This window comes from Hoeflea sp. AS60 (assembly GCF_038900115.1).
GTDB lineage: Bacteria > Pseudomonadota > Alphaproteobacteria > Rhizobiales > Rhizobiaceae > Hoeflea.
In genome coordinates this window covers 103027-118676 of record NZ_JBBMQP010000001.1, presented here as the reverse complement: position 1 = coordinate 118676, position 15650 = coordinate 103027, and the positions used below count along the sequence as shown (strand labels likewise).

The window sequence follows — 15650 nt, the reverse complement described above, 5'->3', positions numbered from 1 at the left end:
TTCACGTGTTTCTGTGGTTTTCTCTAGCGGTGGATGATCATCTCTTCCGGCCCATAGGGGAAATTGGTGATGTTTTCCGCGCCAGTCTCGGTGATGATGAATATGTCATGTTCGCGGTACCCGCCGGCGCCCGGCATGCCTTCCGGGATCATGATCATGGGCTCCATCGAGACGACCATGCCGGGCTCGAGCACGGTATCAACATCCTCACGCAGCTCCACGCCGGCTTCACGGCCGTAGTAGTGCGAGAGGACCCCGAATGAGTGGCCGTAACCGAAGGATCTGTACTTCAGCAAATCCCAGCCGCGGTACATGTCGTTGAGCGCCAGTGCGATATCGGAACATTTCTTGCCGGGACCCATCAGGTCTGAGCCGGCCTTCATCACCGCGCAGTTCTTCTCCCACAGATCGAGATGGGCGTTAGATGCTTCTTCGCAGAAAAGGGTGCGTTCGATGGCGGTGTAGTAGCCGAAGATCATCGGGAAGCAGTTGAGCGACAAGATATCGCCGCGCGCGATCTTCTTGTTGGTGACGGGGTTGTGGGCACCGTCGGTCATGATGCCTGACTGAAACCATGTCCAAGTGTCCATCAGCTCGACGAAGGGAAAACTCTTGCCGATTTCGCGAACCATGGCTTGCGTCGAGGCGAGTGCCACTTCGTATTCGGGTACGCCTTCGGCAATTGCCTCCATCACCGCGCGCGCGCCGACATTGCAGACCCGCGTGCCTTCACGGATCAGCGCGTGCTCTTCAGCTGATTTCATCGTGCGCATCCACATCGAGGCTTCGGCGACGTCAACCAACTCGACGCCCGGAAAGGCGTCGCCGAGAAGCTTGCGGAAATCGAGAGAGACATGATCAAATTCGATGCCGACGCGGCGTGCACCAGCAGGGACGAGGGATTTCAGCGCGGTGAAGAAATTCTCCCGGCGCCAGTCGGAATAGATGATGTTGTCACTGTGGCTGCGCCGCCATGGCTGACCTCCATCGATCCCTGCCGAGACGGTGGTGGCGGTGTCCTGCGTCAGCACGAAGCCGAACTTGCGGCCGAAATAGCAGTAGAGGAAACCTGAATAATAGCAGATGCCCTGGTAGGAGGTGAAAACTGCGGCATCGATGTTCTTGGCCGCCAGATGAGCGCGCATGTCATTCTGGCGCCGGTCCATCTCGGCCGCCGAGAACGGTGACCATTCCTTTTCTCCATTCTTCCATTGGAAGACATGCAGCATATCGTCCGTGCTGGTGAGATTTGTCATTTTGAGGATCGCTTCAATTGGGCCTGATGGCCCGCGACCCTATTGCCGCGAACGTTGGCCTGGCCGGGAAGTGAAACCGGCTAAGTCAGCATAGACAATTCCGCGCGCGAAATCGCGACCGGAATTGACATGGTATGGCTGTTCCGCGACGTCAGGCGCGAGGAGGGTGATCAACCCGGAGACATGCCCCGCAGGCGCTCAGACCGTCGGCGCAGGACTTCCACTACGGTCAGCAGCACGATCGAGATTCCCACCAGGATAGTGGCTACCGCGAGAATGGTCGGGCTGATCTGTTCACGCAGGCCGATGAACATCTGCCAGGGCAGCGTCTTCTGACCCGCCGAACCAACGAACAGCACCACCACAACTTCATCAAACGAGGTGATGAACGCAAACAGGCCGCCGGAGATAACGCCCGGCAGAATCAGCGGCATCTGCACCCTGAAGAAGGTGGTGACGGGATCGGCGCCCATATTGGCTGCGGCCCTTGTCAGCGATTTGTCGAAGCCGACAAGCGTTGCCGTGACGGTGATGATGACGAAGGGAATGCCCAGCGCCGCATGTGCCAGCACGACGCCGATATAGGTGCCCTGCAGACCGATGCGGGAATAGAAGAAATACATGCCAGCTGCTGAAATGATCAGCGGCACGATCATAGGCGAAATCAGGATCGCCATGATCGCCCGCCGGAACGGCACATGCGGCTGCGACAGACCGATGGCTGCGAGCGTGCCGAGCGTGACCGAGATGATGGTCGCCGCCGGCGCAATCTGCACCGAATTCACCAGCGCCTGTTGCCAGTCGGGATTGGTGAAGAAATCACGATAATGCTTGAGCGAATAACCTTCGGGATCGAACGCCAGCATCGCCGGTGTGAAGGTGAAAAAGTTCTCGGCATTGAAGCTCAGCGGCATCACAGTGACGATCGGGGCAATCAGGAAAAAGAAAATCAACCCACAGATCAGCTTGAAGGTATTGTGCCACAGCACTTGGCGCGAGGTGGCGTAGATCGGTGTGCCTGCGCGATAGTCACCGGATGCGAGCCAGTAGCTGAGCCAGCCAAGCACGAAGCCGACCACCACACCGCCGATGACGCCCCCGGTCCCGGCCAACATCAGACCGCAGATTGCAAACAGAACGGTCGCTACGGCCATGCCACCCCGCTTGGATGGGACAAATTTGACCAGCACCCAGGCCAGAGCCGCGCTGCTGATTGTGCCGATGACAATGCCCAGAAGAGGCGATCCGTTGGCAGTACCGACAAGAAAGCCGAAACCGGCGCCAGCGAGCGCCATGAGCGGCAACACGAAGCGGACAAGATCGACTGCAGGCTTTTTGAATTTGCGCATTGGTCTATCCCAGGCTCACATTGTCGATGCCCACGATGCGGTCATAGACCCAGTAGAGCAGCAGCACGACCGCCAGCAGGATCGTCCCCAGCGCGGCAGCTAAGCCCCAGTTGAGCGAGGACGATATGTGGTAGGCGATCCGGTTGGAAATAAAGGTGCCCGTCGTGCCGCCCACCAGTTCAGGCGTGATGTAGTAGCCGATGGACAGGATGAAGACGAGAATCGAGCCGGCGCCGATGCCGGGCACCGATTGCGGGAAATAGACCCGCCAGAAGGCGGTCCAGTCCGTCGCACCGAGCGATTTGGCTGCGCGCACATAGGTTTGCGGAATGGTCTTCATTACCGAATACAGCGGCAGGATCATGAACGGCAACAGGATGTGGGTCATAGCCACGATGGTGCCGAACTGGTTGTTGATCATCGTCAACCGATCGCCATCGCTGACCAGGCCAAGCCACACCAGAATATCGTTGATCACCCCCTGTTGCTGCAACAGCACTTTCCAGGCTGATGTTCGCACCAGAAGCGACGTCCAGAACGGCAACAGCACCAGGATGAGCAGCAGGTTGGAGGTCCGCATAGGCAGATTCGAAAGCAGATAGGCGATCGGATAGCCGAGCAGGATGCACGACCCCATGATCACCATGCTCATGAACATCGTGCGGCCGAACAGCAGCATGTAGATCTGCTGGTTTTCCGGCTGCTTCTCGATGCCTGCGGGCGTCAATTGCAAATCGACAGAGGACAGAAAGTAACCGGCGGTGTAGGGCGAGGAGAAGGCCTTGATGGTGCCCCAGATTTCCGCGCTGGCCCAATCCTTGTCGATTTCGACGAACTGTTCCTGCAGCGGGATTGCCTCAAATCCGTCTACCGCGGCATCGGCCGCTGTGAGCATATCGGAATTGGCTCCGGTATAGGCGGAAATGGCGCTCGCCGGTTGGCTGACCAGATCGCGGTAGAGCATGGTGTAGATGAAGTCCTCGGGCTGCTCCTCAGCAAGAACGTCATTCTTGTCGATGACAATGCGCTGCCAGGATTTCCATGCCGAAGCTGTTTCCGGCAATGCGTCGGCCACGCCGGACGACTGCATCAGCTCAACCCAGACAGCCGGTTCGGCCCATCTCGGATCCAGCGTCTCGAATTGCTTGGTGTATTCGTCTGTGTCCATCCGGCCGATGCCGCGACCGGTCTTGCGGAAGAGCGACGACATGCCGGTGGTCTCATAATTGAGGCGAGAGCCGAGACGCGTATGGGTCTTGAGTTCTTCAGCCTCGGACAGATCCACATAAAGTGCCGCAAAGACATCGTCACTGGGCGCAGCAGCATTACCTTCGTCGTAGTCCCAATCTTCGAGAGCGATGACAGTGCGCGGAATGGTCTCTGAAACGATGTCGTTTTCGACCGAACGGAACAGCATGTCAGCGATCGGTGCAATGAAGCTTATCAGCACGAACAAAAGTAGAGGCGCTATCAACATAAGCGCCCGCAATTTCTGCCGGCGAAGCGCAATTTGCAGGCTCTTCTTGAGCGGGGTGCCGTCAGCAGACAGCATCGGACCGGTTGAAGGGCTGTTCGTGGCATCGGTCATTGGGGCCGGCTCCGTCCTGCTATCTGCGTCAATTCATCGGGCATGCTTGGCTTGAAAGGGGCCGCCGGGCGGCCCCTTCCAGAGTTGTTCAAAGATTACTGAGCGAGCCAGGCCTGGAACTTTGCGTCCAGGTCGTCGCGGTAATCAGCCCACCATGTGTAGTTGTACAGGAAGGTGTTCTTGGCATTTGCCGGATCGGTCGGCATATGCGGAGCCATGTCGATGCCGAGATCGGCATGCTGACCCACCAGCGGTGCCGACGACTTGCGAGCCGGGCCGTACGAGATGTACTTGGCCTGGTCAGCCAGACGCTGCGTGTCTGTGGCAAACATCAGGAAGTCCTTGACGCGAGCCAGACGGTCAGCAGGCAGACCAGCCGGGATGATCCAGCCATCAAGGTCGAACACCTGAGCGTCCCAGAGCATGGCAACAGGCTGCTTCTGCTCTTCGATCAGGCTGAACAGACGACCATTGTAGGTCGAACCCATGACGACTTCGCCGTCAGCGAGAAGCTGCGGTGTATCAGCACCGGCAGACCACCAGACAACCTGGTCCTTGATGGTGTCGAGCTTGGCAAGAGCCTTGGCCTGACCTTCTTCGGTTTCCAGCACATCATAGACGTCTGCCTTGGCGACACCGTCGCAAAGCAGGGCCCATTCCATGTTGTTGATCGGGCGCTTTTCCAGCGCACGCTTGCCAGGATACTTTTCAAGGTCAAACACGTCGCAAATATTGGTAGGTGGCGTGTCACCAACCATATCCGTGCGGTAGCCGAACGTGGTCGAATAAACGATCTGCGGTATGTAGCAGTCGCTGACAATCAGGTCGCCAAAGTCTTCCGAAGCCGGCGTGCCATCGGGCGCAGGGGCCAGCAGCTCATCCGGGTCGTATTCCATCGCGAGGCCTTCATCGCAAAGACGAATGGCATCGGCGGCAACAACGTCCACCAGATCCCAGGTGATGTTGCCGGCTTCGTTCATGGCGCGCAGCTTTGCAACGGCCTCGTTGGAGCTTTCGTCCCAGATGACCTCGACCTCAGGATGCATCGCCTTGTAGGGCTCGGCATAGGCATTGATCTGGCTCTTCTGGTAAGCGCCGCCCCAGCTGACGATGGTCATGCTGTCGGCCATCTTGGTATCTTGGGCATGTGTGCCGGTAGCTACCAGTGCGGCTCCGCACATCAGGATTGCGAGTTTCAATTTCATATTTGTTCTCCTTGTTAGGATACCCGTTTATGGTTCCCCCCATGGATCGGGCACTCACTTGGGGGGTATGGTCTAAGGCTCAGGCGTCCAGCGCACGACAGTCCTGTGGACGCCAGCCGATTTCGATCACTTCGCCCGGCTTGAGCCGCCGCTGATCGGGAGCGTTACGGGTCTTGACGATGAAATCGTCTTTTCCCGCAACCCGGAGCCGTGTGCGGTAGATGTCACCCATGTAGATGAATTCGAGCACTTCGGCCTTGAGTGTGTGAGCGTCTGGCAGCAGTCGCTCACGGTTGAATTCCACCCGCTCGGGGCGGATGGACACAAGTGTCCGGTCGCCGACATTGCTGACGTTGACGGGGACCGTATCAATAAGATCGCCATTATCAAGCCGGACGACGGCGGTCTCTTTGTCGATCTTTTCGATCTTGCCCATCAGCGTGTTGTTCTCGCCGATAAACTGGGCAACAAAACTGTTTTTCGGTTGCTCATAGAGCTCGTCCGGGGGCGCCAGCTGCTGAATGCGGCCATCCTCGAACACGGCGACCCGATCCGACATGGTCAGCGCCTCTGTCTGGTCATGGGTGACATAAACAACCGTGATGCCGAGATTGTCAGCGATATGCTTGATCTCGAACTGCATATGTTCACGCAATTGCTTGTCTAGCGCGCCTAGAGGTTCGTCCATCAGCACGAGTTCGGCTTCGAAAACCAGCGCGCGTGCCAAGGCGATACGCTGCTGTTGACCGCCCGACAACTGCGCCGGCCGTCGGCCGCCGAAGTCGCCCATCTGAACCATGTCGAGTGCGCGCTGGACCTTTGTCTCGCGTTCACTCTTTCCGATCTTGCGAACTTCAAGCGGAAAAGAAAGGTTCTCAGCCACAGTCATGTGCGGGAACAAGGCGTAATTCTGGAACACCATGCCGATGCCGCGCTTGTGCGGGGGGATGTTGTTGATCTCCTTTCCGCCCAGCCTGATCGCGCCGTTGGTGGCGGTCTCGAAGCCTGCGAGCATCATCAGGCAGGTGGTCTTGCCGGATCCCGAGGGTCCTAGCATTGTCAGGAACTCACCTTTCGCTATGGAAAGATTGAGATCCTTTACGACGAGATTTTCCCCGTCATAGCTCTTCTGCACACCGTCGAACACGACGAAACCGTCGTCCGTGTTGGTTGATACCAAAACACGCTCCCTAACTTGCTGCGGGCTGTTTCGCCCTTCCCCTTCATAGATGACCTGAACAATTGATTGTCCTAATTCATCTAGTCGATTGTTTTGGCGTCCTGCCAAAGACGCTCTTTATCGTTACAGATAGCGACATGGCTGTCTACCCACCCAACGAATTTGAATCGTCGATATGTATATGAGCAATAACGCTAAAGTTGAAGTTATGCCTATATTGCGAAGTAGTGCTCAAATTTTCCGCTTACGCTAAGATTTTCAGCCGTTGTTATGATGAAATTGCCGGTTTCATAATCAGGCGAGATGATGTTGGCAGGCAAGATCAGGGCTGCAGTAGGCGGGTGCGCACGTCGAATGGTGATCCTCCGGTCGTGGCTACCGCCCTGACTCGCGCGATCAAATGGTCAATCCGCACTCGCGAGATTCGCTCCATTGATCTCGCGCAGCAATTTCCGCTTCATGGCATTTTCGTAATCAGTGAAATCGTCGGCGACCACAACGAAGGCGCCAGGCCCTCGAATGACCTCCGCCCGATAATAGGCAACGGGATCCGGATCGGCGCCCTGGATGACCAGTCCATTGACGGTGACGTTGGAGAAATCAAAATTCCTGTAGGCCAGCGCCGGCTCGAAACCCTCGTTGTTGATGCCGTCGCCGGAGACGTCGATGACAGAGCGGGCACAATCCAGTGGCGCCTTGCTCAGACGGGTGGCTGCATGGCCCAGAGCATAGCCCAGTGCTGTGGGGAACTCTTGGTGGACACGTTGATGTGCCTCGATGCGGTCGGCGAAACTGAAAATATCGGCGTCACCTGTCAGCAGCGACCAGGATGCAATGTCCACCTGCTGGTAACGGCCACTCCATTCCAGTGCCGTAGCCTGTATCCCGCCCGCAGCAACAATCGAGCGGCGAACATCCGGATCGCGCAATGCGCCCGCAAGGCCGCCGGTCTGCAAGGTGAACTCGTCGTCATCCACGCTCGAAGACACATCCAAGGCAAGCACAAGCGAAAGGCCGCAAAGCGGCTGAGCAACTGCCTGCCCCTGCATGGGTAGCATGAATGCTGGAAGAATTCCGGTGAATAGGGCTAGCGTAGATGTAAAACGGATATCTTGACCTTCCGTGTTTGAACGCTGCATTTGCCTCGATGGCGCGTATCGGCTCCATGGATCATGCCGCAAGCGACATGAAAAACCAAATCTGGCCAAAAGTCAGCTAAGCACCGTGACGAAGGCTGGAGCGCAATTTCGCCTCGCCTTTCCAACCCATTCAACTCTTCGCGATCCTGCCGTCACAGTCAGTTCGCAAAGAATTGACTGTCCAGAAGCGTTTGAACTGGCACGGAACAGATTGAAGCATTATGAGGGGCCTTAGTTGCTCAACTATATGTCGGAATCACGCCGTGAAACGATTAGCCATCGCCTGGACAGCCGTTCTCGCTGTCTTCAGTCTCGTTCCAGCATATGGGGAAACGCCGCTTGCGGTTGAGATCGTTGTTGCCCAAAAGAGCGCTGAACGGCAGACCTTTTCGCTGACGGGTGAAATTCGTGCCAGGGAATCGTTGATGGCTTCTTTCCCCATCGGAGGACGTGTCACCGAGGTTCTGGTCGAACTGGGCGACAAGGTTGAAGAAGGGCAGCCGTTGGCACGGCTTGATTCAATCCAGCAGGAACTGGCGGTGCGAACTGCGGAAGCAGGCCTGACTACAGCCAAGGCTGATTATCGCCAGGCAGTTGAGGACCTTGATCGCGCCGAGGCGCTGTTGTCCAGTGGGGCAACAACGCGCGCTGCACGCGATGGAACCTATGATGCGCTGCGTGCAGCCGAAGGCGTGCTTGAACAGGCGAATGCAGACCTGGACCGTGCGACAAAGGCGCTTGCGGATACCGTGTTGCGTTCTCCCTCCGCATCGACCGTGATCAGCCGCAATGTTGAACCAGGGCAGATCATTGGGGCAGCTCAAACGGCGATGGAGCTTGCATTGGACAAGGGATTTGAAGCGGTATTCGAAGTTCCCGAGGTTTTGCTAATCGACCCTGCGCCTGTCTCCGATATCTCTTTGTCGCGGTTGTCGAGGCCGGAAGAACAATTTGACGGTCGTGCAAGCGAAGTTTCGCCATTGATCGACGACAGGACCGGAACCGTCCTGGCAAAGGTTGAGGTGTTGAACCCGCCAGCCGGTCTTGGGTATGGCGAACCCGTGCGTGGAACCGCCTCAAGGATGACCGTTCCGCAGGTGAGCCTGCCTTTCTCCGCTATGAGCGCCACAGTCGATGGCCCCGCAGTATGGCGCGTGGATCGGGAAAGCATGCAGGTTACTTTGCTGCCGGTCAGTGTTGATCGTTATGAAACAGGCCGGTTCCTGGTTGGTAGCGGTGTTGAGGAAGGTGACTGGATCGTAACCAAGGGTGCGCAACTGCTCTATCCGGGGCGCACCGTGCGGCGCGTGGGAGCGGATCAATGAAGCTTTACATCGTCCTTGCCAGCCTTGCCCTGGCCCTTCCAGCACACGCTGAGAATTCTGTCGATACCGGCGACCAGCCGCGTCCGGTTATCTCTGTAATGGTTGATCCGCAAATCGGAAATTTATTCAGCTATACCGGAACGGTCGTTGCCCGCACCCAAACGGCCCTTGGCTTTCCAATGATAGGCACGGTGGCTGTCCGGCCGGTGAGTGTTGGTGATCTGGTGAGGAAGGGCGATGTGTTGGCACGCCTCGATACTCAAGATCTCAATGCCGATCTGCGTACCGCGGATGCCGGTGTGGCAGTTGCAAAGGCGCAGTTGCGTTCAGCGACCGATGCACGAGAGCGGGCCAAGACGCTTGCCGAACGTGGCGTAGGCAGCGCGACACGGCTCGAAGATGCCGAAAGGGCTCTGGTCTCCGCCCAAGCGCGGCTTGATCAAGCTCAAGCTTCTCAAGCAAGTGCGGCGGATATCATGGATCTGGCAACCTTGACCGCCCCATATGACGGCGTTGTGACCGGGACTTTTGCGGAACCCGGCGCAACACTTTCGGCAGGGCAAACGCTTCTCGAGCTCTCTGCAATCGGCGAGCGGGAAATTGTGATAGACGTGTCTGAGGCAGAAGCATCGCTCAGCACACCTGGCGACCGATTTACCGCCCGCCTGTTGGCCAGCGATTCCATCGATGCGGATGCGGTCCTGACCAGGGTTGACCCTGTCGCCGAACGCACGACACGCACCTACCGGCTTCACCTGACCATGGAAGACGTACCTCCGGCATTCCGCCTGGGTTCTCTTGTTCGGGTCCTTCCTGTGGTGGGCAAGGATGCAAACATTGTGCTGCCTAAGTCTGCATTACTGGACCCGCCAGCGGTCTGGGTTGTCGACCGGAGCAGCAACACCGTTTCTTTGAGGTCGGTCAAAGTGTCCGATCTTGACGTCGGCGAATTTGTGGTGGTGACCACTGGTCTTTCTGCTGGTGACGAGGTTGTCACCAGAGGTATCCATTCACTTGAAGAAGGGCAGGCTGTCGGCCCGCGTGTGTCGGAATGAAAACTTTCAATCTCTCCGACTGGGCGCTTCAGCACCGTTCGCTGGTCTGGTTCCTGATGATCGTCTCGCTGGTTGCAGGGATTATTTCCTACATGTCGATTGGACGTGAGGAAGATCCGAATTTTGCGATCAAGACGATGATAATCTCTGCCGCCCTGCCGGGTGCCGACACGCGCGAAACGCTGACGCAGGTTACGGACCGCATCGAGAAAAAACTTGAGGATCTCAGCGAGCTGGACTTCACCAAGTCGGTCACCCGGCCTGGGGAAAGCATTGTTTTTGTCGAGCTGTTGCCGACAACCCGCGCCAAGGACCTGCCTGAAATCTGGCAGCGTGTTCGCAACATGATGTCAGACATCCGTGGAGATTTTCCGGCCGAGTTTGCCGGCTTCAGGTTCAATGACAGCTTTGGCGACGTCTATGGAAACATTTTTGCCTTCACGTCTGACGGGTTCTCACCACGGGAGGTGCGCGACTACGCTGAAAACGTCCGCCGTGCGGTGCAGGGTTTGCCTGACGCCGGAAAAGTTGAACTTTTTGGCACGCGTGACGAGGTAATCTATCTTGAGTTCTCGACCGAACGCCTGGCTGCCTTGGGATTGAACCAGCAAGCCGTGCAGGCGACGCTATCGGCCCAGAATGCTATACTTCCATCAGGCGTGATAGATGCCGGGCCGGAGCGAGTACTGGTGCGTATCGGAGGCCAGTTTTCAGGCACGGAAAGTCTTGAGAATATCAATCTTCGCGTCGGCGACCGGTTCTTCCGTCTGACCGATGTTGCAGACATTCGACGGTCTTACGAGGATCCGCCTTCGGATTTGTTCCGCTACAATGGCAAGGAGGCCGTTGGCTTGTCGGTGGGCATGAAGCAGGGCGCAAATATCGTGGACTTCGGCGAAGAATTGAGCGCAGTCATGACCAAGGCTCAGGCCTCGCTGCCCATCGGCGTCGATATTCACCAGGTTGCCGACCAGCCCAAAGTGGTTGAGGAGGCCGTCGGCCACTTCCTGCAGGCGCTTCTCGAGGCCGTTCTGATCGTGCTGGCGGTGAGCTTCATTTCCCTTGGCATGCGCGCGGGTCTGGTCGTCGCGATGACGATCCCGCTGGTGCTGGCGATCACCTTCGTGGTGATGAACTATACCGGATTCACCCTGCAGCGCATTTCGCTTGGGGCACTGATCATCGCACTGGGGCTCCTTGTCGATGATGCTATGATTGCAATCGAGACCATGATCTCGCGGCTTGAGCGGGGGGAATCTCTCACCAACTCCGCTTCCTACGCCTGGACATCGATCGCCTTTCCGATGCTTTCTGGAACGCTTGTGACTGTAGCGGGGTTCATTCCCATTGGTCTCAACACATCGGCTGCTGGTGAGTTCACCTTCTCCCTTTTCGTGGTTATCGCGGTTTCACTGACCGTGTCGTGGGTTGTCGCCGTTCTTTTCGCGCCGCTGCTGGGTGTTACCTTCCTGCCGGCCAAACTGAAAAACCATAGTGGTGAACCGGGCCGCATAGGCCGCGCCTTCCATGTGATGCTCAAAGCCAGCATGAGCCATCGATGGATTACCATCGGGCTCACGCTCGCCGTTTTTGCCTTTTCGGTTTTCAGCATGCGTTTCGTGGAACAGCAGTTCTTTCCGAGCTCTGACCGATCGGAACTCATCCTCGATTTTACCCTGCCGCAGAATGCTTCGATTTCCCAGACATCTGCAGAGATGGCGCGAATGGAAGCGCGGCTGGAAGGCAATGAAAACGTCCTGTTCTGGTCTACTTATGTCGGGCAGGGAGCGCCGCGCTTCCTTCTCTCCTATGATGTCACAACTCCTGCCCCGAATGTCGGGCAGATCGTGATTCAGACCCCATCCGTGGAGGCTCGCGATGTATTGAGAGCCGAACTCAAGGAGGTTGCCACAAACGATTTCCCTGGAGTTGATGTGTTCGTCAAGTTGCTCGAAATCGGGCCTCCGGTCGGACGACCGGTGCAGTACCGCATTTCCGGGCCTGATATCGAGATCTTGCGAGATCGCGCTCGCGATCTGACGGCTGTTGTTGCATCCGATGAGCGGCTTGAGGGCGTGATCATGGACTGGAATGAACCCGCCCGCGTGGTGCGCGTGGACATTCTGCAGGACAAAGCCCGACAGCTCGGGATCACTCAGCGTGATATAGCCTCGGCGCTGAACGCGATCTACGATGGCGTGTCGGTGACGCAACTGCGTGATGCGGCCTATCTGGTCGATATTGTCGCGCGTGGTGACGCGGCCTCGCGCCAATCGGTCGAGGCACTGGCTGAACTTCAGCTGTCCGGTACAGGTTCGGTGACGATACCTCTGCGCGCGGTTGCGAGTTTCAGCTACGAGACTGAGCAACCGGTGATCAATCAGCGCGGCCGGACACCGACCATCACCGTCAAGGCGGCCATTTCAACCAAGGACCAGCCGGCAACCATTGTGACGGCTCTGGAAAAACAAATTGCCGAGTTCAATGCCGGCCTTCCGCTGGGCTATCAGGTCGAAGTCGGAGGGGCAGTCGCCGAAAGTGAGAAAAGCCAGGCGCCGATTGCCGCAGTCGTGCCGTTGATGATCCTGATCATGCTGACCTTGATCATGATCCAGGTGCAGAGCTTCAGGCTGGCTTTCGTGGTCCTGTGTGTTGCGCCGCTTGGGCTTATCGGCGTTGTTGCCGCTCTGGTTCCCTCTGGCGCTCCGCTCGGGTTCGTTGCGATCTTGGGCGTTCTGGCGCTCATCGGCATCCTAATCCGCAACTCGATCATCCTGATTGACGAGATCGAGGTGCTGCGTGCCAGGGGGCAAACCGCATGGGATGCGGTGTTCAATGCGTCTGATGCGAGGTCGCGCCCGATCCTGCTTACGGCAGCGGCAGCAAGTCTGGCACTGATCCCGATTTCGCGGCAGATTTTCTGGGGGCCGATGGCCTATGCGATGATGGGCGGAATTATTGCGGGAACGGTCATCACCCTGTTCTTTGCGCCAGCGCTTTATCTGGCTGTGTTCCGGGTCAAGCGGGAAAGCTCGGACGCCGAAGGGTCTAAAACGGGTTCCATTGAAGGCGCTTCAGCCGGATGATGTAAGCCTGATCTGACTGTCAGGCTGAGTGCCCGGGAACAACCTCGGATTTTCGGTGGTATTCAAGCCCCTCGGTGAATTCCCCGATCAGCGACCTGACGATCTCTTTCTGGGCTTCCGTTTCGCTTGCGCCGTCTGCGATTGCCTTGGCATGGACTGCGCGCTGACGATCGGCGCTTGTCCCATTTTCCACAATCTGGCGAGCTGATTGAACTTCAACCCAGCACCCCAGCGCCATAGCATCCTCACGGACCACCTCGATGAGTTCCTCAAGCAGTTCAGAGAAGGCAACGACGGATCCCTTGGCGAAGTCGATCAATCCGTCGGACACGCCGTAGCGTTGCGCCCGCCAGCGGTTTTCGTCCACGAGAAACCGTTCATATATTCGCCATCTCTGGTTCTTGCTCTGCAGCCGCCAGAGCATGTGCATGATCGATTGCGTCAATGCGACAATGGCAAGCGTCTCGTTTAGCCGTGGGGAGACGTCGCAAATCCGTGATTCCAGGGTGGGGAAGCGATCGGATGGGCGAAGGTCCCACCAGATCTTGCTCGAATCCTCGATCAGGCCGCTGTCGATAATGATCTGGACAGATCGCTGATATTCGGACCAGGACGAAAAACGTGGTGGCAGCCCTGTTCGGGGCAGGTTGTCGAAAACAGTCAACCTGTAGGAATCAAGTCCGGTGTCGTCACCTTTCCAATAGGGGGACGATGTCGACAAAGCCAAAAGGTGCGGCAGAAAATAGGGAAACTGCGCCATCAGGTCGATGCGGGTTTCGTCGTCATCAATGCCAACGTGAACATGCATGCCACAAATCAGCATGCGCCGCGCCACACCCCCGAGGTCACGCTCGAGCTCCCGGTAACGCTGCTTGTCGGTGAAATGTTGCTTGTTCCAATCGGCAAAGGGATGGCAAGAGACAGCGATTGGCGCCATGCCGTAGTTTCCGGCGATTTTGGCGATGACCGACCGAAGCCGCGCCAGATCCGCGCCGGCTTCAGCAACCGTTTTGCAAACCTGGGTGCCCACCTCGATCTGGCATTGGAGGAACTCGGGGCTGACCTGGTCCTTCAGTTCTGCGGAGCACTCTGCCATCAAGGACTCGGGTGCTGCCACAAGATCCATGGTCTTGTCATCGACAAGCAGGTACTCTTCTTCGACGCCAAGAGTGAAGCTGGGTTTGTGAGAGCTCATGGGTGGATTTGAACCCGAAAACGATGAAGGTGCAAGCTGTATGGGAGGCTGGATCGGATGCGATATGCACCTTGCTGTCGATCCTACTTACACGCCTTGCCGCTACAGTATGTCCTTCGGAGTCTTGCCGTTGAAAAATGCATCGAGATTGTCGAGAGCGCGAAAGCCCATGGCATCGCGGGTGCGGACGGTCGCGCTGCCGATATGGGGAAGCATGAAGATGTTCTTATGCTTGGAAAACGCGGGGTTGCCGCCGGGCTCTGTCACGAAGCAATCGAGACCTGCAGCTGCAACGTGACCGCTTTCTACCGAAGCAATCAAGGCATCTTCGTCGACAAGTGCTCCGCGTGCGGTGTTGACGAGGACAGCGCCGGCGGGGAGCATCGAAAGGCGCTCGGCATTCATCAAGCCTGTTGTCTGAGGCGTTGCCGGACAATGCAATGACAGGAAGTCGGCAACCGCCAGAAGGCTTTCAACCGAGCTATGGTAGGTCGCGCCGTGTTCCTGGTCCGGTGTCAGGCGTGTCCGGTTGTAGTAGTGGATCTCCATGTCGAAACCGCGTGCCTTGCGGGCAAAGGACTGACCGACGCGACCCATGCCGATAATGCCCAGACGTGCGCCGGTGACCTGCTTGCCGACCATGAAGGACGGACTCCAGAAATCCCAGTTTCCGGATCGCACCAGATGATCACCCTTTACGGCGTGACGTGCTGCCCCAAGCATGAGCAGCATGGCGATCTCGGCCGTCGCATCGGACAGCACATCCGGCGTGTTGGTCACGACAATGCCGCGCGACTTCAACGCAGGCAGATCGCAATGATCCACGCCGACCGAATGGTTGGCGATGATCTTTAGCCGTGGATCGAGCCTTCTTGCGACGTCAGCGCTGAACCGCTCCGAGTGACACGGAATAATGGCATCGACCTCAGCACTCATGGCCACCACATCTTCATCCGAACTCAAGCCATCTTCGAAATTGATGATGGCGTCATAGTCGCGCTTGGCGCGTTCAAGTGTGGCATCGGACAGTCGTCGGGTGATCCAGATTCTGGGTTTGTCGTTCATTTCTTGGGCCTGCGAACGCATTCTTCCCAGTAATCGTAAACGGCCATCAACCCGACGACGATCACGATCAGCATGAATGGAAGTCCGCCCCAGAAGCCGGCAAAGCCGTGCGATATCGAGCGGGACAGCTCACCGATGAAGATCAGAAACAGCACGGTGCCGATGAGGCCGGCAATCACTTTGACATGGTATGACATGGGATGTCCT

12 protein-coding genes are annotated in these 15650 nt (G+C 57.4%); 3 read left to right on the top strand and 9 right to left on the bottom strand.

What is annotated here, in order from left to right:
* Positions 1-23 precede the first annotated feature (23 nt).
* The 6 genes from WNZ14_RS00500 to WNZ14_RS00475 all read right to left on the bottom strand — a co-directional run bounded on the left by WNZ14_RS00500 (position 24) and on the right by WNZ14_RS00475 (position 7636).
* On the bottom strand, positions 24-1256 hold the full coding sequence (locus WNZ14_RS00500) for a M24 family metallopeptidase (RefSeq protein WP_342866661.1): 1233 nt from the start codon (positions 1254-1256) through the stop codon (positions 24-26).
* A gap of 170 nt (positions 1257-1426) precedes the next feature.
* Positions 1427-2209 (bottom strand): ABC transporter permease, encoded by a 783-nt coding sequence (locus WNZ14_RS00495; protein WP_342868470.1) that lies wholly within the window; start codon positions 2207-2209, stop codon positions 1427-1429.
* A gap of 400 nt (positions 2210-2609) precedes the next feature.
* Positions 2610-4193, bottom strand: a complete 1584-nt coding sequence (locus WNZ14_RS00490) for an ABC transporter permease (protein ID WP_342866660.1) — start codon at positions 4191-4193, stop codon at positions 2610-2612.
* A 95-nt stretch (positions 4194-4288) separates the two neighbouring features.
* Positions 4289-5398 (bottom strand): extracellular solute-binding protein, encoded by a 1110-nt coding sequence (locus tag WNZ14_RS00485; RefSeq protein WP_342866659.1) that lies wholly within the window; start codon positions 5396-5398, stop codon positions 4289-4291.
* Positions 5399-5477: 79 nt separating this feature from the next.
* A complete protein-coding gene (locus WNZ14_RS00480) occupies positions 5478-6578 on the bottom strand; it encodes an ABC transporter ATP-binding protein (RefSeq protein ID WP_342866658.1) in 1101 nt (366 codons plus the stop codon).
* 404 nt (positions 6579-6982) lie between these two features.
* Entirely contained in the window at positions 6983-7636 is a 654-nt protein-coding gene (locus tag WNZ14_RS00475) for a DUF1194 domain-containing protein (RefSeq protein WP_342866657.1), read from the bottom strand.
* Between the two features lie 344 nt (positions 7637-7980).
* Here WNZ14_RS00475 and WNZ14_RS00470 point away from each other — a divergent pair, with 344 nt between their 5' ends.
* From WNZ14_RS00470 to WNZ14_RS00460, 3 genes are read left to right on the top strand one after another with little or no spacing between them, the layout of a single operon-like run.
* Positions 7981-9042 carry an efflux RND transporter periplasmic adaptor subunit gene (locus tag WNZ14_RS00470; RefSeq protein WP_342866656.1) on the top strand — a complete coding sequence of 354 codons (1062 nt, stop codon included), beginning with the start codon at positions 7981-7983 and terminating at the stop codon, positions 9040-9042.
* A complete protein-coding gene (locus tag WNZ14_RS00465) occupies positions 9039-10097 on the top strand; it encodes an efflux RND transporter periplasmic adaptor subunit (protein WP_342866655.1) in 1059 nt (352 codons plus the stop codon). The genes WNZ14_RS00470 and WNZ14_RS00465 overlap by 4 nt, the downstream gene beginning before the upstream one ends.
* Positions 10094-13183 carry an efflux RND transporter permease subunit gene (locus WNZ14_RS00460; protein WP_342866654.1) on the top strand — a complete coding sequence of 1030 codons (3090 nt, stop codon included), beginning with the start codon at positions 10094-10096 and terminating at the stop codon, positions 13181-13183. Before WNZ14_RS00465 ends, WNZ14_RS00460 begins: the two co-directional genes overlap by 4 nt.
* 19 nt (positions 13184-13202) lie before the next feature.
* Here WNZ14_RS00460 and WNZ14_RS00455 read toward each other — a convergent pair whose 3' ends face one another.
* The 3 genes from WNZ14_RS00455 to WNZ14_RS00445 all read right to left on the bottom strand — a co-directional run bounded on the left by WNZ14_RS00455 (position 13203) and on the right by WNZ14_RS00445 (position 15640).
* Entirely contained in the window at positions 13203-14378 is a 1176-nt protein-coding gene (locus WNZ14_RS00455; protein WP_342866653.1) for a carboxylate-amine ligase, read from the bottom strand.
* A gap of 102 nt (positions 14379-14480) precedes the next feature.
* Positions 14481-15443, bottom strand: coding sequence for a D-glycerate dehydrogenase (locus tag WNZ14_RS00450; RefSeq protein ID WP_342866652.1), 963 nt, complete (start codon positions 15441-15443; stop codon positions 14481-14483).
* The gene (locus WNZ14_RS00445; protein ID WP_342866651.1) at positions 15440-15640 is read right to left on the bottom strand and encodes a hypothetical protein; all 201 of its coding nucleotides are present in this window, start codon (positions 15638-15640) and stop codon (positions 15440-15442) included. The genes WNZ14_RS00450 and WNZ14_RS00445 overlap by 4 nt, the downstream gene beginning before the upstream one ends.
* Positions 15641-15650 lie beyond the last annotated feature (10 nt).